The organism is Streptomyces sp. NPDC048650, from assembly GCF_043199095.1.
In the GTDB taxonomy this organism is placed as follows: domain Bacteria; phylum Actinomycetota; class Actinomycetes; order Streptomycetales; family Streptomycetaceae; genus Streptomyces.
Genome location: NZ_JBICVM010000001.1, coordinates 172,142 through 191,876, shown reverse-complemented (window position 1 = coordinate 191,876; position 19,735 = coordinate 172,142). Strand labels below are relative to the sequence as shown.

Here is a 19,735-nt window from a genome sequence, read left to right as displayed (position 1 = left end):
CGCCCGATAGCCTGCGCGTATGACCGCTGCGTTGATCTCCCGGGGCAAGGGCCGCCGTGCCGCTGCCGCCATTGGTGCCGTGTCCCTGGGTCTCGTCACCCTCTCCGCCTGTGAGAAGCCGACCGAGCTCGCGACCGTGACGGCCGGCTCCTCGACGGTGTCCGCCGAGGCCACACCCGGTTGCGACGGTGGCGGCAAGGCGCTCGACAAGGTGAAGTTCACGGCCTGCATCTCCAAGCAGGGCGGCAAGACGATCACCGTGAGCCCCGGCGAGAAGGTCCGCATCGGCGTCGAGCCGGACATCGCCGAGCGCGGCTGGCTGGCCTTCGCGGGCGACAGCGGCCAGGGCGTGTCGAAGACCCACCAGACCTACCGCACGCTCGACAGCAGCCAGCTGTTCGTGAAGCAGGACCCCCAGACCCGGCAGACCATGAACGTCGACGAGGTCACCCTCCAGGTCGCCGAGTATCCCAAGGACGGCGGCCAGCTCCCCGCGTCCATCTTCCACTTCACGCTGAAGCAGAAGGACTGAACGGCGCTGACCGGCACCGGTCGCCCACCCCGCACCGTGCGGAGCGTCTGATGCGCGTCCTGGTCGTCACGGCGGTGGCCGCCGAGCGCGACGCGGTGTGTGCCGCGCTCGGGCCGCACGACGTGGTGGCGCTGCCCGGCGGCCACGGCCTGCACCGCACGCGGCGGCCCGTCGCCGCGGCGCCCGACGCCCTCGCCGTCGATGTCCTCGCCGCCGGGGTCGGCCCCGCCGGCGCGGCCGCCGGTACGGCCACCGCGCTGACCGCCGCCGCGCTCGCCGACGAGCCGTACGGACTGGTCGTCTCGGCCGGTATCGGCGGCGGCTTCGCGCCGCATGCGCCGCTGGGCTCGGTCGTCGTCGCGGCGCAGATCGTCGCCGCCGACCTCGGCGCCGAGACCCCCGACGGCTTCGCCCCGGTCACCGAGCTCGGCTTCGGGACCGTCGTCCACCACCCCGATCCCGCGCTGGTGAAGGCCGTCGCCGCGGCGGCCGGCGGCCTGGCGGGCACCGTGGTGACCGTCTCCACCGCCACCGGCACCGCCGCCCGCCGCGCCGAGCTGGCGGCCCGTCATCCCGGGGTGCTGGCCGAGGCGATGGAGGGCTTCGGCGTCGCCGAGGCGGCCGCCGCGCACGGCGTGCCGGTGCTGGAGATCCGCACGGTCTCCAATGCCGTCGGGCCCCGCGACCGCGCCGCCTGGCGGATCGGCGAGGCACTCGCCGCCCTGACCGACGCCTTCCGCGCGCTGCCCGCAGCGCTCGCACCCACTTCGAGGAGGACCTCGTGACCGTGACCCGGCCGCTGGACATCGCGTACTCGCCGTGCCCGAACGACACCTTCGTCTTCGACGCGCTGGCGCACGGCCGGGTCCCGGACGCCCCGGAGCTCGCGGTCACCTTCGCCGACATCGACATCACCAACGGCATGGCCGAGCGCGGTGAGTTCGATGTGCTCAAGGTGTCGTACGCGGTGCTGCCGTGGGTTCTTCAGGAGTACGCCCTGCTGCCGTGCGGCGGGGCGCTGGGGCGGGGTTGCGGGCCCCTGGTGCTCACCAGGGAGCAGGGCACGGGTGGGGGTACCCCCCTGCTCGAGCGGAGTCGAGAGCTTGGGGGAGGTCTGAAGGGCAGGACCGTCGCGGTGCCCAGCGAGCGCTCCACCGCGTATCTGCTGTTCCGGCTGTGGGCGGCGGCCGAAGTGCCGGGCGGCGTGGGCGAGATCGTGGTGCTGCCGTTCCACGAGATCATGCCGGCGGTGCGCGACGGCAGGGTGGACGCGGGCCTGGTCATCCACGAGGCGCGCTTCACCTACCAGGACTACGGGCTGACGTGCCTGGCCGACATGGGCGAGCACTGGGAGAGCACCACCGGCCTGCCGATCCCGCTCGGCGCGATCATCGCCAAGCGGTCGCTGGGCGAGGAGGCGCTGCGCACGCTCGCGGCCTCGATCCGCGACTCCGTGCACCGGGCGTGGCAGGACCCCGAGGTCTCACGGCCGTATGTCCTGGCGCACGCCCAGGAGATGGACCCGGCCGTCGCCGACCAGCACATCGGGCTGTACGTCAACGAATTCACCGCCGACCTCGGCGCGGACGGCTATGCCGCGGTGCGCGGGCTGCTCACCCGCGCCGCGGCCGAGGGGCTGGTGCCGCCCCTCGGCCGCGCTGCGCTCGATTTTGTGGCTGCTCCGTAGCGGAGAGTGGTGGGGGCCTTCGCAGGAACGTCCCCCGGGGTGCGTCAGACGTCCAGCTGGTCGGCCACCGCGCGCAGCATTCCGGCGATCTTCGCGCCGTGCACCTTCTCGGGGTAACGGCCGCGCTCCAGCTGCTGGGTGACGTTCTCCAGAAGTGTGGTGAGGTCCTGCACGATCGACGCGAGTTCGTCGGGCTTACGGCGCTGGGCGGCGGCGACGGAGGGGGCGGGGTCGAGGAGCGTGACGGTCAGGGCCTGGTCGCCGCGCTGTCCGGCGACCACACCGAATTCGACACGCTGGCCGGGCTTGAGTGCATCCACGCCGTCGGGCAGTACCGACGAATGGACAAAGACGTCGCCGCCGTCGTCGCGGGAGAGAAAGCCGAAGCCCTTCTCGCTGTTGAACCACTTGACCTTGCCGGTAGGCACGTCTGTCCTCGTCCTCGTACTCGTCGGAACATGCGGGGAAAAATTACTCGGGAAAGGGCGGGGCCGGTCCGCTGCGGAATCTGCGGAAGAAACGGGTCTGGAGAGCAGTGCAGCGGGCCACAGGACCCGCCACCACCAAGGCTAATGGTCCGGTGCCCGGTGACAAGACGTCGCAGGGGGGATCCTCGGTGCTTCTGGCCCGGACTTACCCTGGTCAGGTGTCTGACGAAACGCCCCAGGCCGGGGATCTGCTGGTCCGAATCGGCGCGATCATGTTCCTAGTTGGCGCAGTGGCCACTCTCGCCACGGTGATGCCACTGTTCCTCGGGACCGATCCGCTGCCGTCCGTCTTCTATTGGGTGTGCATGCTGATGGGCGCCGGCTTCGCCGTCGCCGCGGTGGGCGTGGTCCGGTCCGCGAGGTCGCAGCGGCGTCAGACGGACGCGGCCGCCCCCGCGCCGTCCGCCCCTTCCGCCACATAGCGATCCAGCCACGCCGGGAACTGCGTCAGGTCGTCGAGCAGCACCTCGGCCCCGGCGGCGCGCAGCTCCTCGGCGTCGCACGGGCCGGTGGCGACGGCGACCGACAGTGCGCCCGCAGTGCGCGCTCCGCGGACGTCCCCGGTGTGGTCGCCGACGTAGACGCCCGCGCCGTGCTCGCGCAGCGCCTCGGCCTTGGCCTCCGCCCACAGCGAGCCGATGACGGCGTCCGCTTCGATGCCCAGGTGCGCCAGGTGCAGCTTGGCGTTGGGCTCGAACTTGGCGGTGACGACGATGGCGCGCCCGCCCGCCGCGCGGACGGCGGCGATGGCCGCACGGGCACCGGGCATCGCGGGCGTCGGCACAATGGCGTGATCCGGGTACAGCCCCCGGTAGACGTCGCTGATCTCGGCCACCCGCTCCTGCGGGAACCAACGGCTGATCTCCTGCTCCAGCGGCGGCCCCAGCCGCGTGACGGCCTCGTCGGCGTCGACGTGCGTGCCGGTCCGTGCGGTCAGCTCGTGGTACGTGGCCTTGATACCGGGGCGGGAGTCGATCAGCGTCATGTCGAGGTCGAATCCGACGGTCAGGGAGTGCGCAGCCATGGGTGCCATTGTGCCCGCGGCGCCGGCGGCCACGACGGCGGGGCGCCGGCCCCCGGGCGGGGCGGCTCGGAAAGCGGGGCGGCTCGGGCGCGGCGGAGCCGCCCGCCTCACCGGGGCCGTCGCCGCATCCGCCACACCAGGAAGACCGCGGAGGCGCCCGCCGCGATCCGGGCCGCCACCGGGAGCCCGTCGAGCAGTTCCTGCCCCAGCCGGGCCTGCGCGATCGGCTCGCCCCAGCGCCCGTCGGCACGCCCCCACAGCCACACCAGCAGCGCGCCGGCCGCCGTCCCCGGCATGCCCAGCGCCGCGAACTTGGCCTCCCCCCGGGTCAGCCGCCGCGACACGTACGCCAGCCCCCACCCGGCGCCGAGCGCGAGCCAGGATCCGGCGACGGCGCCGGCGAGCAGCAGCACCACGGCCAGCGCCGGCACGGGGCTGAGCCACGCCCACGAGGACCCCACGGCCTCCTCGGCGGCTTCCCCGGGCTCCACGGCCCCGGGCGTCTCCTCCGGCGCCGCCTCCTCCTCCGGGGCGCGCCGTCGGCCGAGGGCCCGGCGCAGCGTCCGGGGCAGCGGCCGCTTCAGGCCCCACCCGCTCCCGGCCCGCTCCGCCTCCAGCTCGTCCTGCTCGTCCTGCTCGTCCTCGGGCCGGTCCCAGATCTCCGGGATCTCGATCCCGCCGATGAAGCCGTGCAGGGGCTCCTCCGCGCCGTACGGACCGGCCGGCTCGACCGGTCCGCTCGGGCCGGCCGGCTCGACCCGCCACCAGTCGGGCGGATCGTCGGCCTCCCCCAGCTCATCGATGCCCGCCAGATGCGGCGGCGCGGCGGCGGTCTCCGTCTCCGGTGCGGCCGGCCGGGCCGCCTTCCGCAGGAACCCGGGGCGCGCCGGACCCGCCGCCTCCCGCGGCGGGGGCACCTTGCCCAGCAGGCCGCGACGGCCGTCGTCGCCGCGCTGCGGGGACCACGTCGGGGGCGCGTCCCCGCTCCGCGCGGCCGTCACCACCTCTTCCGGTGTGCCCAGCCGCGACAGCACCCGCTTCACGCCGGGCACCGTGTCGGCCTTCCGGGCGTCGATCTCCGCCCGCAACCCGGCCACCAGCTGCATCCGGGTGGCGGCCGGCAGCCCACGCTGTTGGGCCAGGTCGCCCACCCGGCTCAGATAGTCAAAGACGAGCTGATCGCTCTCGATCCCCACGAAATCCCCTGCGGCGTCCGCTGGTTGCTGCTCCGACCGTACCGCCCGCCCAGGCGGCACGGGATACGGGCGGACGCGCCGGGTGCGCGCTCCAGGGCGCCGGGGGGTCCGAACGGTGCCCTGGGATCCGCGGCCCCGCTAACGTAAGACGAATGACCGATACACCCCGCACACTCGCCGAGGAGCTCCGGACCCGCACCGACAGCGGGCTCGTCGGTCTGCTGCGGACCCGGCCCGACCTGCTCAATCCCGTGCCGGGAGATGTCACCCAGCTCGCCACCAGGGCCGGCACCCGGGGCTCGGTCGTGCGCGCCGTGGAGCGGCTCGACCGGTTCGCGCTGCAGACCGCCGAGGCGCTGGCGGTGGCGCCGGATCCGTGCCCGTACGAGGCGCTCGACGCGCTGATGGGCGGGGACGCGGGGGACACCGCGGTCGCCGCGGAGCTGCCCCGGGCGCTGGCGGCGCTGCGGGCGCAGGCGCTGGTGTGGGGCCCGGACGACCGGCTGCGACTGGTCCGCACGGCCCGCGAGCTGCTCACGCCGAGCGCCACGCACCCGTCGCCCACCGGCCTGGGCCCGACCGTGGCCGAGGCGGCGGCCGGGATGTCACCGGGGCGGCTGCAGGAGATCATCGCCGCGGCCGGGCTGCCCGCCACCCACGACCCGGTCACCGCGATCGCCGCCCTCACGGCGCTCTTCAGCGACCGCGTCCGGATGGCGGCCCTCCTCGACGCCGCCCCCGCGGAGTCCGTCGCGGTCCTCGACCGGCTGCTCTGGGGCCCTCCCTACGGCGGCATCACCGACCGCCCGGCCGTGCACCTGCAGTGGCTGCTCGACCGGGGCCTGCTGATCCCGGCGGGCGGGCGCAACGTCGTCCTGCCCCGGGAGGCGGCCCTGCACCTGCGGGCCGGGCGCGCCCACCACGCCCCCGAGCCCCTGCCGCCGTCCCTCTCCCCCGTGACGGAACGCGATCCACAGCTTGTGGACAACGCCGCCGCCGGCCAGGCCTTCACCGCGCTCGCAACCGTCGAGGAGCTGCTCAAGGAGTGGGACCTGGGCGGACCGTCGGTGCTGCGCGCCGGAGGCATGAGCGTCCGCGACCTCAAGCGGACCGCCACCGCCCTGGACACCACCGAGCAGTTGGCCGCCTTCTGGCTCGAACTCGCCTACGGAGCGGGGCTGATCGCCTCCGACGGCGAGGCCGACGAGCGGTACGCCGCCACGCCGGCCGCCGAGGAGTGGCTACAGCTTCCCGACCCCCAGCGCTGGGCCGTGCTCGCGGCCGCCTGGCTGTCCGCGACCCGCACCGCCGGCCTGGTCGGCACCGCCGACCCGAAGGGCCGCGCCCTGGCCGCCCTCGGCTCGAATCTGGACCGCTCCCCGGCCCCCGAGGTCCGCCACCGCGCCCTCGCCCTCCTTGCCACCCTCCCGCCCGGCACGTCCGTGCCCCCGACGGCGGTCCTCTCCCGCCTCCACTGGGAGCGGCCGCTGCGCGGCGGCGCGGCCGCCGCCGGGCCGGCACGGGCCGCGGCCGCACCGGAGGGCACTCCCGGCCCGTCCGGTTCGCCCGCCCCGCGCGAGGCCGACCTCCGCTCCCGGCTCGCCCAATGGGCGCTCCAGGAGGCCGAGTTGATCGGCGTCACCGGCCGCGGTGCGCTCGCCCGCCACGCCCGCGAGCTGCTCGCCACCGCGCACGACGCGCCCACCCCCGCCGAGGCCGACACCGCCGCGGCCCGCGCGGCGGCCCTGCTCGCCCCCCTCCTGCCCGAGCCTCTCGACCACGTCCTCCTCCAGGCGGACCTGACCGCCGTCGCCCCGGGCCCGCTCAACCGCCCGCTCGCCGAGGTGCTCGACGTACTGGCCGACGTCGAGTCCAAGGGCGGCGCCACGGTCTACCGCTTCACCCCCGCCTCGGTCCGCCGCGCCCTGGACGCCGGCCGCTCCGCCGCCGAACTCCGCGAGTTCCTCACCACCCACTCCCGCACCCCGGTGCCCCAGCCGCTCGCCTACCTCATCGACGACGTGGCCCGCCGGCACGGCCAGCTGAGAATCGGGGCGGCCGCCGCGTACGTCCGCTGCGACGACGACTCGCTGCTCGCCGAGATCCTCGCCGACCGCCGCGCGGCCGGCCTCCGGCTGCGCCGCCTGGCCCCGACCGTCCTGGCCGCGCAGACCAGCCCGGACCAGCTCCTCGACGGCCTGCGGTCCATGGGCTACGCCCCCGCCGCCGAGTCCGCCAGCGGCGACGTCCTGATCGCCCGCGCCGACTCCTACCGCACCCCGCCGCGGACCGCCCCCGCCCCCGTCCCCGAGGGCCCGCCCGCCCCCGACGCCACGCTCCTCGAAGCCGCCGTGCGCGCCATCCGCGCCGGCGACCTGGCCGCCACCGCCGAACGCAAGCCCCTCCACGCCGCCGCTCCGGTCGCCGGCGCCCTCCCCCGCACCACCTCCGCGGAGACCCTGGCCACCATGCAGGCCGCCGTCCTCACCAGCTCCGCCCTGTGGATCGGCTACGTCAACGCCGAAGGCTCCGCCAGCCAGCGCGTGATCGCGCCCGTCCGCGTCGAGGGCGGTTTCGTCACGGCCTACGACCACACGGCGGACGAGGTACGGACCTATCCCCTGCACCGGATCACGGGAGTGGCGGAGCTCGCCGACGACGCGGTCTGAGGCGGCCGGCCGCCGCTCGGTCCCGGGCCGGCCGCCGGGAGCGCCCGGCGCGGCTCAGCCGCCCCCGCGCCGGTCGCCGCCCTTGCCCACCCGGCGCCAGAGCAGCGTCATGCCGAGCGCCAGCAGGACGACGGCGACGAGGACGATGACGGCCTTGACCGCGAGATCCGCCAGGAGGTGCGGGACGAGGTCGGCCGAGGTCATGGCGAGGTTCGATGCCTCGGTGCCGGTCATCGCCGGCCGCCCCGCCGGGCCGGTCCGCCGGGGCCCTCCTCCAGCCGCCTGCGGCCGGCCCGCAGCGCCGCCCGCAGCGCGGGATCCGCGTACCGGCGGACCTGATCGAGCCTGCCGCGCCGCTTGAGGGCCAGGGCGGCGGCGAAGACCACCAGGGCCAGCACCACAAGTCCCCCCGCGATCAGACCGAACCTGACGAGCATGAGATTGAGATAGGTCTCCACGACTGCTCCTTGCCTGCTCCTTTTTATCACGTCCGTGATACAAAACAATTTATCACGTCCGTGATACAAAGAGTCCATGCCGAAGCACGTGGACCCGGACGCCCGCCGCCGCGAGGTCGTCGACGCCCTCTTCCGGGTCGCCGTCCGCGACGGCCTGCAACGGGCCTCACTGCGGGCCGTGGCCGAGGAGGCCGCCCTCAACATCGGCTCGGTACGGCACTACTTCGCCGGCCAGCAGGAGCTGATGCGGTTCGCGATGCAGTCGATGCTCGACCGGGTCGGGGGCCGCCTCCTCCGACGCGTCGAGGAGATCGGCACGCTCGCCGACCACGCCCCCGCGGAACAGTTCCGGCTCGCGGCCGGGCTGCTGGAGGAGCTCCTGCCGCTCACCGAGAGCCGCCGGGCCGAGGTCATCGTGTTCCTGGAGTTCAGCGCCGCCGCCCGCACCCACCCCGCCTTCGCCGATCTCGCGGAACAGGCCGCCACCGGCACCCGAAGTCTCCTCCGCCGCATCCTGGGGCGCCTGGCCGAAACCGGCGCCCTGGGTGCCGGCCGCGACCTCTCCGTCGAGACGGAACGCCTGGCCGCCCTCCTGGACGGCCTGGGTCTCGGCGCCGCACTGCACCCGCACGTCGTCGCCCCCCACACCGCCACCGAGGCCCTGCGCACCCACCTCGCCGACCTCGCCGCCCCCGCTCCCCGGCACCCCGGTGCGGAGGGCTGACGCCCCTGGCCACCGCCCACCGCGCCCGCCCGATGCGGCACACTGGAGATTTGGCCGTACGGGACGATCCCGCGCGGACCGTACGGGAACCTCCCCTACGGCTACGGCCTGCCGGTGACCGGAAAGGGCGAGGCGCGTGAACGGACCTCTCATCGTCCAGAGCGACAAAACGCTGCTGCTGGAGGTGGACCACGAGCTGGCGGACGCCTGCCGCCGGGCCATTGCGCCCTTCGCGGAGCTGGAGCGGGCGCCGGAGCACATTCACACCTACCGGGTGACGCCGCTGGGCCTGTGGAACGCGCGGGCGGCAGGCCACGACGCCGAGCAGGTCGTGGACGCGCTGGTGCAGTTCTCGCGGTATCCGGTGCCGCATGCGCTGCTGGTGGACATCGCGGAGACGATGTCGCGGTACGGGCGGCTCACGCTCACCAAGCACCCCGCGCACGGCCTGGTGCTGACCAGCACGGACCGGCCGGTGCTGGAGGAGATCCTGCGGTCGAAGAAGGTGCAGCCGCTGGTGGGCGCGCGGCTCGACCCCGACAGCGTGGTGGTCCACCCCTCCGAGCGCGGACAGATCAAGCAGACGCTGCTCAAGCTGGGCTGGCCCGCCGAGGACCTGGCCGGTTATGTCGACGGGGAGGCGCACCCGATCGAGCTGGACGAGAACGGCTGGGCGTTGCGGCCGTATCAGCAGCAGGCCGTCGAAGGGTTCTGGCACGGCGGTTCGGGCGTGGTCGTCCTGCCCTGTGGTGCGGGAAAGACGCTGGTGGGGGCCGGTGCCATGGCCCAGGCGAAGGCGACGACGCTGATCCTGGTGACGAATACGGTCTCGGCCCGGCAGTGGAAGCACGAGCTGGTGAAGCGGACCTCGCTGACCGAGGAGGAGATCGGCGAGTACAGCGGCACGAGGAAGGAGATCCGGCCGGTCACGATCGCCACGTACCAGGTGCTGACGACCAAGCGGAAGGGCGTCTATCCGCATCTGGAGCTGTTCGACTCCCGGGACTGGGGCCTGATCCTCTACGACGAGGTGCATCTGCTGCCCGCTCCGGTCTTCAAGTTCACCGCCGATCTGCAGGCGCGGCGGCGGCTGGGGCTGACGGCGACGCTGGTGCGGGAGGACGGGCGGGAGTCGGACGTCTTCTCGCTGATCGGGCCGAAGCGGTTCGACGCTCCGTGGAAGGAGATCGAGGCGCAGGGGTACATCGCCCCGGCCGACTGCGTCGAGGTGCGGGTCAATCTGAGCGAGTCGGAGCGGCTGGCGTACGCGACGGCGGAGACCGAGGAGAAGTACCGCTTCTGTGCGACGACCGGCAGCAAGCAGCGGGTGACGGAGGCGCTGGTGCGCAAGCATCAGGGCGAGCAGACGCTGGTGATCGGGCAGTACATCGACCAGCTGGACGAGCTGGGCGCGCATCTGGACGCACCGGTGATCAAGGGCGAGACCACCAACGCGCAGCGGGAGAAGCTCTTCGGCGCGTTCCGGGAGGGGGAGATCTCGGTGCTCGTGGTGTCCAAGGTGGCGAACTTCTCCATCGACCTGCCGGAGGCCACGGTCGCGATCCAGGTGTCGGGCACCTTCGGCTCGCGGCAGGAGGAGGCGCAGCGGCTGGGGCGGGTGCTGCGTCCCAAGGCGGACGGGCACGAGGCGCGGTTCTACTCCGTCGTCGCCCGGGACACCATCGACCAGGACTTCGCGGCACACCGCCAGCGCTTCCTGGCCGAGCAGGGGTACGCCTACCGGATCGTGGACGCGGACGAACTGCTGGCGGCGGACGAGGAGCTCTGAGCAGGAGCCCTGGGCGGGCGGCCGCCTCCGGGCTCAGCCCGTACGGGAGGCCGGGCCCAGCCGCTCGGCGGCGCGGGGCAGGGGGATCCGGCCGGGGTCCGCGGGGCGTCCCGCGGTGCTGCGCGTCCACCACAGCAGCGCGGCCGGCAGCACCAGCCCGAGCAGCGGATACGGCGCGGCGAGCGGCTGCTGCCACCAGGGAAGTCGCAGGTCGAGGTCGCCGGTGTGCGGCACGATCCACATGGTGCGGGCGGTGAAGGCGAGGGTGACGGCGGCGAGCAGCGCTCGGCGCCAGGGGATGCCGCGGGTGTGCGCGGCGAGCGTGGCCAGCAGCGGTACGCACCACACCCAGTGGTGCGACCAGCTGATCGGGGAGACCAGCAGCGCCGTCACGGACGTGACGAGCACACCCCAGGTGTCCAGGCCGCGCCGCAGATAGACGCGGCGGGCGGCGCAGAGCCCGACGGCGGCGGTCAGCAGCGCGACCGCCGCCCACAGGAGGCCTGGTTCTGGGGTGTGCAGGGCGCGGGCGATCAGGCCCTGGAGGGACTGGTTGTCGACGATCCATGCCTTGCCGACCCGGCCTGTCTCGAACATCCGCCGCGTCCAGAACTCGACGCTGGCGTGGGGCAGGAACACCACGCCGACCAGCACCGACACCGCGAATCCGGCGAGGGCGGTGCAGGCGGCCTTCACCCGGCCGGTGATCAGGAGGTAGACGGCGAAGAGCGCAGGGGTGAGTTTGACGCCTGCCGCGATGCCGGTGGCGAAGCCCTTGAAGCGGGCGCCGTCGGGACGGGAGAGGTCCCACAGGACGAGGCAGGCGAGGGCGAGGTTGACCTGGCCGAAGACGAAGGTCTGGAAGACCGGTTCGAGCCAGAGGCCCAGGGCGGTGGCGGCGAGGAGGGTGGGCGCGGCGTAAGCGGCCTTGCGCAGGCCGGCGGCCTTGCAGGAGAGGTGGATCAGCAGGGCGAGGAGGGCGGCGTTGAGGAAGACGCAGACGACCTTGAGGGTGGCGAGCGAGATCCAGGTCGTGGGGATGAAGAGCAGGGCGGCGAAGGGCGGGTAGGTGGCCGGAAGGTGCCACTTGGTGACCGTGAAGCCGTAGAGGTCACCGCCGGTCGCGGCGGCTTCGCCCTCGGCGCGGTAGACGACTATGTCGGACATCGGGAGCGGCTGGACCGCGTACAGCACCCACAGCCCCACGAAGGAGGCCAGGAGCAGCGCTGCCGCGACCACCAGCCGGCGGGGGGCGGCGATGTTCTGCGCCCAGGTGCGTCTCCATGTCCAGGTCCCCCTACCGTCGGCGGCAGACACCCCGTGACCCCTCCCTGATCGCCCTGAACTGCGCTCTCTGCGGCGACGCTAGTGGATCGAGAGGGACGGTCCGTAACGGTTTCCGGTCATCCGGATGTCGCTGCGGGGCGGGGGCCCTGCGCCCGATGGTGCGGGGTCCGGGCGGATGCGGACGCGGGTCGGGCGGGTCGGGTGCGGGCGCGTCGGGGGCGGGTGGCGCGCATACGGGTGGCACGCATGCGGGGCGGCCGGGCGGGCCGTCCGGGCGGAGGGCGTCCGCGCTCAGTGACTTCGGGGCCTCGGGCTTGGGGTTGGGGCTGGGGCTTGTGGGGCGTCAATCCTCGGAGTACTCCCCCATCACGACGACACTGAAGGCCGCTGCGACGTAGACCTTGACCGCGCGAAGGGCGTTGCCGATCACATGGTGGCTCTCGTGGAGGTGTTCCGTGCCACGGGCCGGGTCGGAGCCAAGGGCGGTGGCGCCCTTGACCGGGTTGAGGGAGAGGGGGTGGACGGATGCGGAGTGAAGGCTTGCGCTGCTCATAGCTCCATGATGGATTTCACGCGATTGCCCGCACATCGGCCCAAGGGTCCATTCTTCGCGGGCCGGGCGTCCGTCTCCGGTGCTATGCCGACCCCTACGGGATATGTACAGGTCGAGGGGGTCTCCCTCCCCGTCCGTAGGCGCCCTGCCACGTCCCGTGCCCGCGGAATTCCGGTGGCGCCCCTGATGGGTGCTGACTAGAATCGCGCGTCTGCCCTGCCTCCCGTCGCGGAGTGCCGCCGGCCGGACGGAAACCGGCCTGCCTCGCCGTGCCCGCTCTCCGCGGCATGCGCCCGCTGTACTTCCACCGGACACTTCCCACCGGAGGCAACGCCGTGCCCTCGCCCGCCCACAGCCTCGACCCGTCGCCCGGCCCCGGCCCCGGCCCCGGCCCGTCAACGACGGCGCTGGACACCGAACGCGCGCATCTGGCCGCCTCCCGCGCCGCGCTGCGCGCCATGCGTGCGGACGCCGAGGCGCTCAACATCGCCGACGTCACCGCGAACTGGGTCAGCGCCGAGGTGCTCCAGGGCGAGATCGACGCCCGGATCAAGGCGCTCGCCGACCTCGCCCACACCCCGCTCTTCTTCGGCCGCCTGGACTATCTGCACGCCCCGGGGGTCGACGCCGCCGAGGGCGCGGCGGGAGAGAACTTCTACGTCGGGCGTCGGCACGTCCACGACGCCGACGGCGACCCGATGGTCATCGACTGGCGGGCCCCCGTCTCCCAGCCGTTCTACCGGGCCTCCAAGAAGGACCCGATGGATCTCCGACTGCGCCGCCGATTCGGTTACACAGGGGGTGAGTTGACCGCCTACGAGGACGAGCACCTCACCGACCCCGCCGAGGCCGAGCGGACCAGCCGGCTGCTCCAGTCGGAGATCGAGCGGCCTCGCGTGGGCCCCATGCGCGACATCGTCGCCACGATCCAGCCGGAGCAGGACGAGATCGTGCGTGCGGGCATCGGCGGTTCGGTCTGCGTGCAGGGGGCCCCGGGCACCGGCAAGACGGCCGTCGGCCTGCACCGTGTCGCCTATCTCCTCTACGCACACCGGGAGCGGCTGGCCCGCTCCGGCACCCTCGTCATCGGCCCGAACCGCTCCTTCCTGCACTACATCGAGCAGGTGCTGCCCGCGCTGGGCGAGCTGGAGGTCAAGCAGGCCACCGTCGAGGACCTGGTGGCGCATGTGGAGGTCCGCGGTACGGACGAGGCGGCCACCGCGACGGTCAAGGGCGACGCCCGGATGGCGGAGGTGCTGCGGCGGGCCGTCCGCGCGGGGATCACCATGCCGCAGGAGCCCTGTGTGGTCGTCCGCGGCTCCCGGCGCTGGCGGGTGCCGGCGTATGAGATCGAGGAGATCGTCCGGGAGTTGATGGGCCGGGAGATGCGCTACGGCGCGGCGCGCGAGGCGCTGCCGCAGCGGATCGCGCACGCCGTCCTGGTGCGGATGGAGCAGGCGGGTGAGGCGCCCGACGACCGGGTCCAGGACGCGGTGGCCCGGAACGCCGCGGTGAAGGCGGCGGTCAAGGCGGTCTGGCCGCCGGTCGATCCGGCCAAGCTGGTGCTGCGCCTGCTGGGCGACGCGGAGTTCCTCGCCGAGCAGGCGGAGGGCGTCCTGACGCCCGAGGAGCAGAAGGCGATCCTGTGGGGCCGGCCGCCCCGGAGCGTGCGGAGCGCCAAGTGGTCGTCGGCGGACGCGGTACTGATCGACGAGGCGACGGACCTGGTGGCGCGCACCCACTCCCTGGGCCATGTGGTCCTGGACGAGGCGCAGGACCTCTCCCCGATGCAGTACCGCGCGGTGGGCCGCCGGTGCTCGACGGGGTCGGCGACGATCCTCGGCGACATCGCGCAGGGCACGACCCCGTGGGCGACCGGCACCTGGGAGGAGGCCCTGTCCCACCTGGGCAAGCCGGGTGCGGCGGTCGAGGAGCTGACCCAGGGTTTCCGCGTGCCGCGTGCGGTCATCGCCTACGCCTCCCGGCTGCTGCCGGCCATCGCCCCCGATCTGACGGAGGCGACGTCGATCCGCGAGGCAGCGGGGGACTTCGAGGTGCGCCGGGTCGCGGCGACGGAAAGGGACGCGGCCGTTCTGGCGGCGTGCGACCGGGCGCTGGCGAAGGAGGGGTCGATCGGGCTGATCGCGGCGCAGGCCCGGGTTCCGGTGTTGCGTGCGGCCCTGGCGGCAGCGGGCGTGAGCTGCCTGGCTCCGGGCGAGGAGACCTCCGCCGAGGCCCGTCTCACCCTGGTGCCCGCCACCCTCGCCAAGGGGCTGGAGTACGACCACGTGGTGCTGGACGAACCCGCGGCGATCATCGACGGTGAGCCGGACGAGCGGACGGGGCTGCGTCGGCTGTACGTGTGCCTGACCCGCGCGGTGTCCGGACTTGAGGTCGTGCACGCCGCGGGGCTGCCGGACCAACTGACCGCCGGATCCTGACGCGCGTTTCCGACCGATCCTGACGTCCGCCGACGCGCCCTCGGCCGCGCCTGCCCGCGCGTGTTTCCCACGGGATCAGGACATCGCCCGGGTCGTCCGGCGGAGGAGCAGGGTGACGAATCCGAGTGTGCTCCGGTAGGGGTGCTGACGTGCCCGTGGACGGGGGTCCAGCCGTCGGCCACGACGCGGTCGGCCGTGGTGGCGAGGCCGTCGTGGTCATCGGCGGTGAAGCCGGAGTCGAGGGTTGTCCGGTCGGGTTCGCGTTCCCAGAAGCATGCGCCGAGGAGGACGCTGCCGCCCGGGCGAGTGCCTGCCGCCCGCTTCCAGGGTGGGGAGCAGGCCGCCGACAGCGTGTGTGGCGCCGGTGCCGAGGACCAGGCCGTAGAGGTGTGGGGAGGTGAACGCACCAACCAGGTGCCTGATCCGCATCCGAGGTCGAGGATTCGTGCGTCGCCGCGCGGGAGGGCCCGGTCGAGGAGCACGCGTACCGAGCCGTCGCCGAGCGGGGCGGAGATGGGGTGGCCGGTGTGGGCGATGCCGCTGATCCGCTGACGGTCCACGGCGGCATCGTGCCTGCGGTCTGCCCCGTGGGTCTCTCGGCCAACCCGCGCTCAGGGCCTGCCGTCGGCCTGCCGTCGGCCTGCCGTCTGGATCAGGCCCTTGCGGACACCCTCTAGACACCCACGCCGTCGAGGACCCCGTCGAGCGCGTCCCGCCATGCGCGTACCGCGGTCGCGTCCACCGGGGCGGCCCAGCCGGCGGGGCGCGCCGCGCCGCCGATGTGGAAGGCGTCCAGGCCCGCCGCACGCAGCCGGGGCAGGTGTCCGAGGGTGAGTCCGCCGCCCACCAGGATCCGCGGCGCGTATCCGGGCTCGCCCCTCGCCGTACGCGCCTGTTCGGCGACGAGCGTCGCCAGCCCGTCCTCGACCCCCTGGACGGAGCCGGCCGTCAGGTAGGTGTCGGGACGGGCCGCTCCGGGGAGGCTTGCCAGCTCCCGACGCAGGGTGTCCCGGTCGGCGGCGTGGTCGATGGCCCGGTGGAAGGTCCAGCGGCAGCCGTCGATCTCCGCGGCGACGGCGCGTACGGCGGCGAGGTCCGGTCGGCCGTCGGGGGTCAGGAAGCCCAGGACGAACTCGTCGGCGCCCGCCGCCCGCAGTGCCGCGGCGTCCGCGCGCAGGGCCGCCGTGTCCCCGGCGGCGAAGCCGTCGGCGGCGCGCAGCATCACCCGCAGCGGGATGTCGACGGCCGCCCGGATCGCGGCGAAGACGGCCCGGGGCGGGGTGAGCCCGTCGGCCGCCATGTCGGTGACCAGTTCCAGGCGGTCGGCCCCACCGGCCTGGGCGGCGATCGCGTCCTCCGGGCCGAGCGCGATCACCTCCAGGAGCGCGCGCTTGTTCATATGACCCCAATCCGGGCAACGTCAGGTCTACAGCGGGTCCAGGGCACTCCAGGGCACCCACAACAGGTCTAGTCCAATACCCAGCGTACGCCCGACCGACTCCGCCGGGGCACTCCCCCGCCGGACGCACCCGGAATCCGCCCCTCGACCACCCGTACGGCCACCCCCGCGCACCCGGCGCCCGGCCACCCACGCATCTGGCGGCAAATCCGGCCCGAAACCCCTCAATGGTGCGGGTGTGGATCAGCCCCCACAGGGGTAACACGCCTTTCCGATAGGGCCGTTGCGGCGTGGCGCCGGTGATCGACGAGATGGCCTTGTCCGCCGAGCGTGGGGAGAGCCGGATGTCCGACCTGGCAACCGTGTCCGCCGAGATCGCGCCCTATCTCGCCCTGGCCGCGAACAGCCTGGGCACCTCCGTGGTCTCCGCTGCCCAGCAGCGGATCGCCGACCGTACCGTGACCGCCGGGGAGGGCTTCTTCCGCCGGCTGCTGCACCGCGGCGACGGCCCCCTCGGCGACGGCGACGGCCGGCCGCTTCTCGACCTCCGCCGCGCGGACGCCCTCGACGAGCTGCTCGCGGCCCTCGACGACCGGGAGCGGCAGCTCCTGTCCGCCGCCGTGACGGCCTGGCTGCACGCCCCCGCCGACCGTCGCGACGCTTCTCACCTGCTGGAACAGATAGCCCGGCGCGCCTCGCCGGAGGGCGCGCGCACCGTCCACAACACTCCGACGGCGACCGGCCAGGGCTCCATCGCGGCCGTCGAGATCCACGGCACCATCCACATGGGGGGCGGCAACGGCGCCCAGGGCGGCTCATGACCCGCCAGGGGGGCCAGGGCGACGGCGACGTCCACAACAGCGCGGCGGCGCACGGCGACCACTCCATCGCGGCCAACGACATCAAGAACGTGATCATCAAGTGGGTGATGCACCCCAGCGCACGCTGGGTGCCCCTCCTGTTGGCCTGCACCGGCCTGGTGATCGCCGGCAGCACCTGGCCGGACGGCCCCGCGAGCCAGTACACCCTGTGGGGCGTCCTCGCCGGGCTGGCCGTCGCCACGGCCGCCGCCCGTGTGCTCAACCGAAGGCCGCGCGACGCCCGGGTGGTCGGCGCTCTCTCCCTCGTCTCCGTCCTGGCGGCGGTCGGCGCCTGGCTGGCGTTCCAGAACGTCCTCACCCACGGCGAGATCGATGTGACCGGTCAGATCCGCACCGAGGGCACCCAGCCCCTCGACGACACCACCCACCGCTCCCTCTCCCTCCTCCTGGACGCCTCGGCCCTGAAGGAACCGCGCAACGCCCTGCGTCTGACGCTGGCCATCGACGACCACATCACGGCCGGCCCGACCTGCCTGCCGGACACCCACGCCACCGTCTCGCTCCTCACCTCGGGCGTCGCCGCGCAGACCACGGCCGTCCGCCCCGGGGGAACCGTCGACTTCGACCTCGGAGCGCGGGCCGGCTCCGTGCGGATCGGCCTGACGCTGCACACCGGCCGCGGCTGCCGGATGGACGTACGGGCGACGGACGCCGTGCTGCACGACAGATGAGCCGGGCGCCGACGAGGAGCCGGCGCCGAAGAGACGCCGGCTCCTGAGCAACGGCCGCGCCGAAGCAGCTCGGGCACCGAAGAGGCTCGGGCACCGAAGAAGCCGCACCACCGATGACGAACGACGAGAACGGGGACCCTCATGACCATCGGGGCAGCACGCTCGACAGCCACCAGACCGGGCCGGCGCGACGGCCGCCGCGCCGGCGCCGTAGTGGCGCTCCTCGCCCTGACCGCTCTGGCCACCGCCTGCGGCGCCGACGAGCCGCCGTCCCTCTTCGCGGACGGCCGGGTCCAGGTCGGCACCAAGAACGACCAGCCCGGCACCGCCGTGGTCGACAACTACAAGTTCTCCGGCTTCGACACCGTCGTGGCCCGGCAGGTCCTCAAGGGCGTCGGCGCCACGCCGGACTTCGGGATCGTCCCGTCGGAGGACCGCCGCGCGGTGCTCACCGACAAGACGAAGGACCTGGTCGTCGCGACGTTCTCGATCACCGTCGACCGGATGAAGGACCTGGACTTCGTGGGGCCGTACGCGACCACGTACCAGGGGGTCATGGTCCGCAGGAACGACCACGAGATCAAGAAGCCCGACGACATGGTGGGCAAGCGCGTCTGCACCTGGCCGGGGACCACCTCCGCCACCACCCTGGAGGGCCCGGAGTACGACCGGATGGTGGTCTACGAGCAGCCGGACGCCTCCACCTGCATCGAGGACCTCAAGGTGAAGAAGGTGGCCGACGCCGTCTCGACCGACCAGATGATCCTCTACGGCTTCACCCAGGTGAACCCGGACCTCAAGGTCGTCCCCGACATCACCTACGGCTCGGCCAATCAGTACGGCATCGCCATGGCCAAGGGGCACCGCCAGGACTGCCGAAAGCTGCGCGACGCCCTGCGGGACTACCTCGGCGACAACAACTGGACCCAGGACTTCGCGACCTCCCTGCCCTCGATACCCAAGGCCGACCCCACCTGGGAGACCAACTTCAAGCCGCGCATGGAGACCGTCGACTCGCTCTCCTGCCGCGACCGGCCCCGTACCTGACGGGGCGGCACCCACGAGACCTGACAGTGGACCAGGAACCAGCGGATCAGGAACCAGGGGCTCAGGTCTCAGCGGCTCAGGGACTCAGGGGCTCAGGGACTCGGGGGCTCAGGGGCTCAGGGACTCGGGGGCTCAGGGGCGGCACGCACCGGCGGAGCTTGACCCCGCCGGGCACAATGACTGCCATGACCTCCGAGTCCCGTATGGCGCACCCCACCGCCGCTGCGGAGCTGATCCGCCGCTGGGCCGACACCGTGACCGCCGCCCGCGACGCGCACGGCGTCGAGGCCCCCGACCCGGCCCCCTACGCGGACAACCTCCTCACCCGGTGGGCCGAACCCCAGCGCCGCTATCACACCGTCGCCCACCTGACCGCCGTACTGGAGCGCATCGACGAGCTGGCCGGGCACGCCGACGATCTGCCCGTCGTCCAGCTGGCGGCCTGGTTCCACGACGCGGTCTACCGCCCCGACCGCTCCGAGAACGAGGAGCGCAGCGCCGCCCTCGCCGAGCGCGCCCTGCCCGAACTGGGCGTCGGCCCGGCCCGTACCGCCGAGGTGGCCCGCCTGGTGCGGCTCACCATCACGCACGACCCGTCACCGGACGATCCCGACGGCGAGGTGCTGTGCGACGCCGATCTGGCGGTCCTGGCCGGTTCGCCGGAGGAGTACGCGGCCTACGCGGCCACCGTCCGTGAGGAGTACGGCTTCGTCCCCGACGCCGACTTCCGTGCGGGCCGCGCCGCGGTCCTGCGCCAACTCCTCGCCCTGCCACGCCTGTTCAGGTCCCCGCCGGCCTACGACCGGTGGGAGCACACGGCACGCCGCAACCTCACCACGGAACTGGATCTGCTGAGCGGCTGACCTGCGACCACCGGGCGGGCCGCTGG

Annotated in this window: 20 protein-coding genes; 12 read left to right on the top strand and 8 right to left on the bottom strand. The window is 73.6% G+C overall.

What is annotated here, in order from left to right; genetic code table 11:
• Positions 1 to 19 precede the first annotated feature (19 nt).
• The 3 genes from ACGFML_RS00995 to ACGFML_RS00985 are packed head-to-tail and all read left to right on the top strand — an operon-like array spanning position 20 to position 2,219.
• Positions 20 to 532 (top strand): hypothetical protein, encoded by a 513-nt coding sequence (locus ACGFML_RS00995; protein WP_393538586.1) that lies wholly within the window; start codon positions 20 to 22, stop codon positions 530 to 532.
• A gap of 50 nt (positions 533 to 582) precedes the next feature.
• On the top strand, positions 583 to 1,317 hold the full coding sequence (locus tag ACGFML_RS00990) for a futalosine hydrolase (RefSeq protein WP_393538583.1): 735 nt from the start codon (positions 583 to 585) through the stop codon (positions 1,315 to 1,317).
• Between the two features lie 2 nt (positions 1,318 to 1,319).
• Positions 1,320 to 2,219 carry a 1,4-dihydroxy-6-naphthoate synthase gene (locus ACGFML_RS00985; protein WP_393540336.1) on the top strand — a complete coding sequence of 300 codons (900 nt, stop codon included), beginning with the start codon at positions 1,320 to 1,322 and terminating at the stop codon, positions 2,217 to 2,219.
• Positions 2,220 to 2,263: 44 nt separating this feature from the next.
• Here the strand turns inward: ACGFML_RS00985 and ACGFML_RS00980 are convergent, their stop codons facing one another.
• Positions 2,264 to 2,647 (bottom strand): cold-shock protein, encoded by a 384-nt coding sequence (locus ACGFML_RS00980; RefSeq protein ID WP_393538581.1) that lies wholly within the window; start codon positions 2,645 to 2,647, stop codon positions 2,264 to 2,266.
• Positions 2,648 to 2,865: 218 nt separating this feature from the next.
• Between ACGFML_RS00980 and ACGFML_RS00975 the strand changes: the two genes are divergently transcribed.
• Positions 2,866 to 3,129 carry a hypothetical protein gene (locus ACGFML_RS00975; protein WP_393538579.1) on the top strand — a complete coding sequence of 88 codons (264 nt, stop codon included), beginning with the start codon at positions 2,866 to 2,868 and terminating at the stop codon, positions 3,127 to 3,129.
• On the opposite strand, the gene ACGFML_RS00970 is transcribed toward ACGFML_RS00975, so the two are convergent.
• Positions 3,081 to 3,731: an HAD family hydrolase gene (locus tag ACGFML_RS00970; RefSeq protein WP_393538577.1), complete on the bottom strand. Its 651-nt coding sequence runs from the start codon at positions 3,729 to 3,731 to the stop codon at positions 3,081 to 3,083. The two genes, ACGFML_RS00975 and ACGFML_RS00970, sit on opposite strands and share 49 nt — an antisense overlap.
• A 107-nt stretch (positions 3,732 to 3,838) precedes the next feature.
• Positions 3,839 to 4,927 (bottom strand): hypothetical protein, encoded by a 1,089-nt coding sequence (locus ACGFML_RS00965; RefSeq protein WP_393538575.1) that lies wholly within the window; start codon positions 4,925 to 4,927, stop codon positions 3,839 to 3,841.
• A 152-nt stretch (positions 4,928 to 5,079) separates the two neighbouring features.
• Here ACGFML_RS00965 and ACGFML_RS00960 point away from each other — a divergent pair, with 152 nt between their 5' ends.
• Positions 5,080 to 7,596 (top strand): helicase-associated domain-containing protein, encoded by a 2,517-nt coding sequence (locus ACGFML_RS00960; protein WP_393538574.1) that lies wholly within the window; start codon positions 5,080 to 5,082, stop codon positions 7,594 to 7,596.
• Positions 7,597 to 7,650: 54 nt separating this feature from the next.
• On the opposite strand, the gene ACGFML_RS00955 is transcribed toward ACGFML_RS00960, so the two are convergent.
• Both ACGFML_RS00955 and ACGFML_RS00950 read right to left on the bottom strand, forming a co-directional pair.
• A complete protein-coding gene (locus ACGFML_RS00955; RefSeq protein WP_393538573.1) occupies positions 7,651 to 7,830 on the bottom strand; it encodes a hypothetical protein in 180 nt (59 codons plus the stop codon).
• Complete coding sequence (locus tag ACGFML_RS00950) at positions 7,827 to 8,054, bottom strand: hypothetical protein (protein ID WP_393538571.1); 228 nt, start codon at positions 8,052 to 8,054, stop codon at positions 7,827 to 7,829. The genes ACGFML_RS00955 and ACGFML_RS00950 overlap by 4 nt, the downstream gene beginning before the upstream one ends.
• A 76-nt stretch (positions 8,055 to 8,130) precedes the next feature.
• On the opposite strand from ACGFML_RS00950, the gene ACGFML_RS00945 reads away from it, so the two are divergent.
• Together ACGFML_RS00945 and ACGFML_RS00940 are read left to right on the top strand one after the other, a co-directional pair.
• Complete coding sequence (locus ACGFML_RS00945) at positions 8,131 to 8,778, top strand: TetR/AcrR family transcriptional regulator (protein ID WP_393538569.1); 648 nt, start codon at positions 8,131 to 8,133, stop codon at positions 8,776 to 8,778.
• Between the two features lie 136 nt (positions 8,779 to 8,914).
• Positions 8,915 to 10,567, top strand: a complete 1,653-nt coding sequence (locus tag ACGFML_RS00940; protein ID WP_393538567.1) for a DNA repair helicase XPB — start codon at positions 8,915 to 8,917, stop codon at positions 10,565 to 10,567.
• 33 nt (positions 10,568 to 10,600) lie between these two features.
• On the opposite strand, the gene ACGFML_RS00935 is transcribed toward ACGFML_RS00940, so the two are convergent.
• Both ACGFML_RS00935 and ACGFML_RS00930 read right to left on the bottom strand, forming a co-directional pair.
• A complete protein-coding gene (locus ACGFML_RS00935; protein ID WP_393538564.1) occupies positions 10,601 to 11,884 on the bottom strand; it encodes a glycosyltransferase 87 family protein in 1,284 nt (427 codons plus the stop codon).
• 313 nt (positions 11,885 to 12,197) lie between these two features.
• Positions 12,198 to 12,407, bottom strand: a complete 210-nt coding sequence (locus ACGFML_RS00930) for a hypothetical protein (protein ID WP_393538562.1) — start codon at positions 12,405 to 12,407, stop codon at positions 12,198 to 12,200.
• A 287-nt stretch (positions 12,408 to 12,694) separates the two neighbouring features.
• On the opposite strand from ACGFML_RS00930, the gene ACGFML_RS00925 reads away from it, so the two are divergent.
• The gene (locus ACGFML_RS00925) at positions 12,695 to 14,848 is read left to right on the top strand and encodes a HelD family protein (protein WP_393540334.1); all 2,154 of its coding nucleotides are present in this window, start codon (positions 12,695 to 12,697) and stop codon (positions 14,846 to 14,848) included.
• Positions 14,849 to 15,521: 673 nt separating this feature from the next.
• On the opposite strand, the gene ACGFML_RS00920 is transcribed toward ACGFML_RS00925, so the two are convergent.
• On the bottom strand, positions 15,522 to 16,247 hold the full coding sequence (locus tag ACGFML_RS00920) for a copper homeostasis protein CutC (RefSeq protein WP_393538561.1): 726 nt from the start codon (positions 16,245 to 16,247) through the stop codon (positions 15,522 to 15,524).
• Between the two features lie 344 nt (positions 16,248 to 16,591).
• Between ACGFML_RS00920 and ACGFML_RS00915 the strand changes: the two genes are divergently transcribed.
• From ACGFML_RS00915 to ACGFML_RS00900, 4 genes are all read left to right on the top strand, one after another.
• Positions 16,592 to 17,068, top strand: coding sequence for a hypothetical protein (locus ACGFML_RS00915; RefSeq protein WP_393538559.1), 477 nt, complete (start codon positions 16,592 to 16,594; stop codon positions 17,066 to 17,068).
• Positions 17,065 to 17,799 carry a hypothetical protein gene (locus ACGFML_RS00910; protein WP_393538557.1) on the top strand — a complete coding sequence of 245 codons (735 nt, stop codon included), beginning with the start codon at positions 17,065 to 17,067 and terminating at the stop codon, positions 17,797 to 17,799. The genes ACGFML_RS00915 and ACGFML_RS00910 overlap by 4 nt, the downstream gene beginning before the upstream one ends.
• Positions 17,800 to 17,940: 141 nt before the next feature.
• Complete coding sequence (locus ACGFML_RS00905) at positions 17,941 to 18,846, top strand: transporter substrate-binding domain-containing protein (RefSeq protein ID WP_393538555.1); 906 nt, start codon at positions 17,941 to 17,943, stop codon at positions 18,844 to 18,846.
• Positions 18,847 to 19,031: 185 nt separating this feature from the next.
• Positions 19,032 to 19,709, top strand: a complete 678-nt coding sequence (locus ACGFML_RS00900; RefSeq protein ID WP_393538553.1) for a hypothetical protein — start codon at positions 19,032 to 19,034, stop codon at positions 19,707 to 19,709.
• Positions 19,710 to 19,735: the final 26 nt, after the last annotated feature.

Bases quoted from the DNA above. Each gene is read 5' to 3' on its own strand.
- ACGFML_RS00995 (WP_393538586.1), top strand. From the start codon at position 20: ATGACCGCTGCGTTGATCTCCCGGGGCAAGGGCCGCCGTGCCGCTGCC.
- ACGFML_RS00990 (WP_393538583.1), top strand. From the start codon at position 583: ATGCGCGTCCTGGTCGTCACGGCGGTGGCCGCCGAGCGCGACGCGGTG.
- ACGFML_RS00970 (WP_393538577.1), bottom strand. From the start codon at position 3,731: ATGGCTGCGCACTCCCTGACCGTCGGATTCGACCTCGACATGACGCTG.
- ACGFML_RS00960 (WP_393538574.1), top strand. From the start codon at position 5,080: ATGACCGATACACCCCGCACACTCGCCGAGGAGCTCCGGACCCGCACC.
- ACGFML_RS00955 (WP_393538573.1), bottom strand. From the start codon at position 7,830: ATGACCGGCACCGAGGCATCGAACCTCGCCATGACCTCGGCCGACCTC.
- ACGFML_RS00945 (WP_393538569.1), top strand. From the start codon at position 8,131: ATGCCGAAGCACGTGGACCCGGACGCCCGCCGCCGCGAGGTCGTCGAC.
- ACGFML_RS00930 (WP_393538562.1), bottom strand. From the start codon at position 12,407: ATGAGCAGCGCAAGCCTTCACTCCGCATCCGTCCACCCCCTCTCCCTC.
- ACGFML_RS00925 (WP_393540334.1), top strand. From the start codon at position 12,695: ATGCGCCCGCTGTACTTCCACCGGACACTTCCCACCGGAGGCAACGCC.
- ACGFML_RS00920 (WP_393538561.1), bottom strand. From the start codon at position 16,247: ATGAACAAGCGCGCGCTCCTGGAGGTGATCGCGCTCGGCCCGGAGGAC.
- ACGFML_RS00915 (WP_393538559.1), top strand. From the start codon at position 16,592: ATGTCCGACCTGGCAACCGTGTCCGCCGAGATCGCGCCCTATCTCGCC.
- ACGFML_RS00910 (WP_393538557.1), top strand. From the start codon at position 17,065: ATGACCCGCCAGGGGGGCCAGGGCGACGGCGACGTCCACAACAGCGCG.
- ACGFML_RS00905 (WP_393538555.1), top strand. From the start codon at position 17,941: ATGACCATCGGGGCAGCACGCTCGACAGCCACCAGACCGGGCCGGCGC.
- ACGFML_RS00900 (WP_393538553.1), top strand. From the start codon at position 19,032: ATGACCTCCGAGTCCCGTATGGCGCACCCCACCGCCGCTGCGGAGCTG.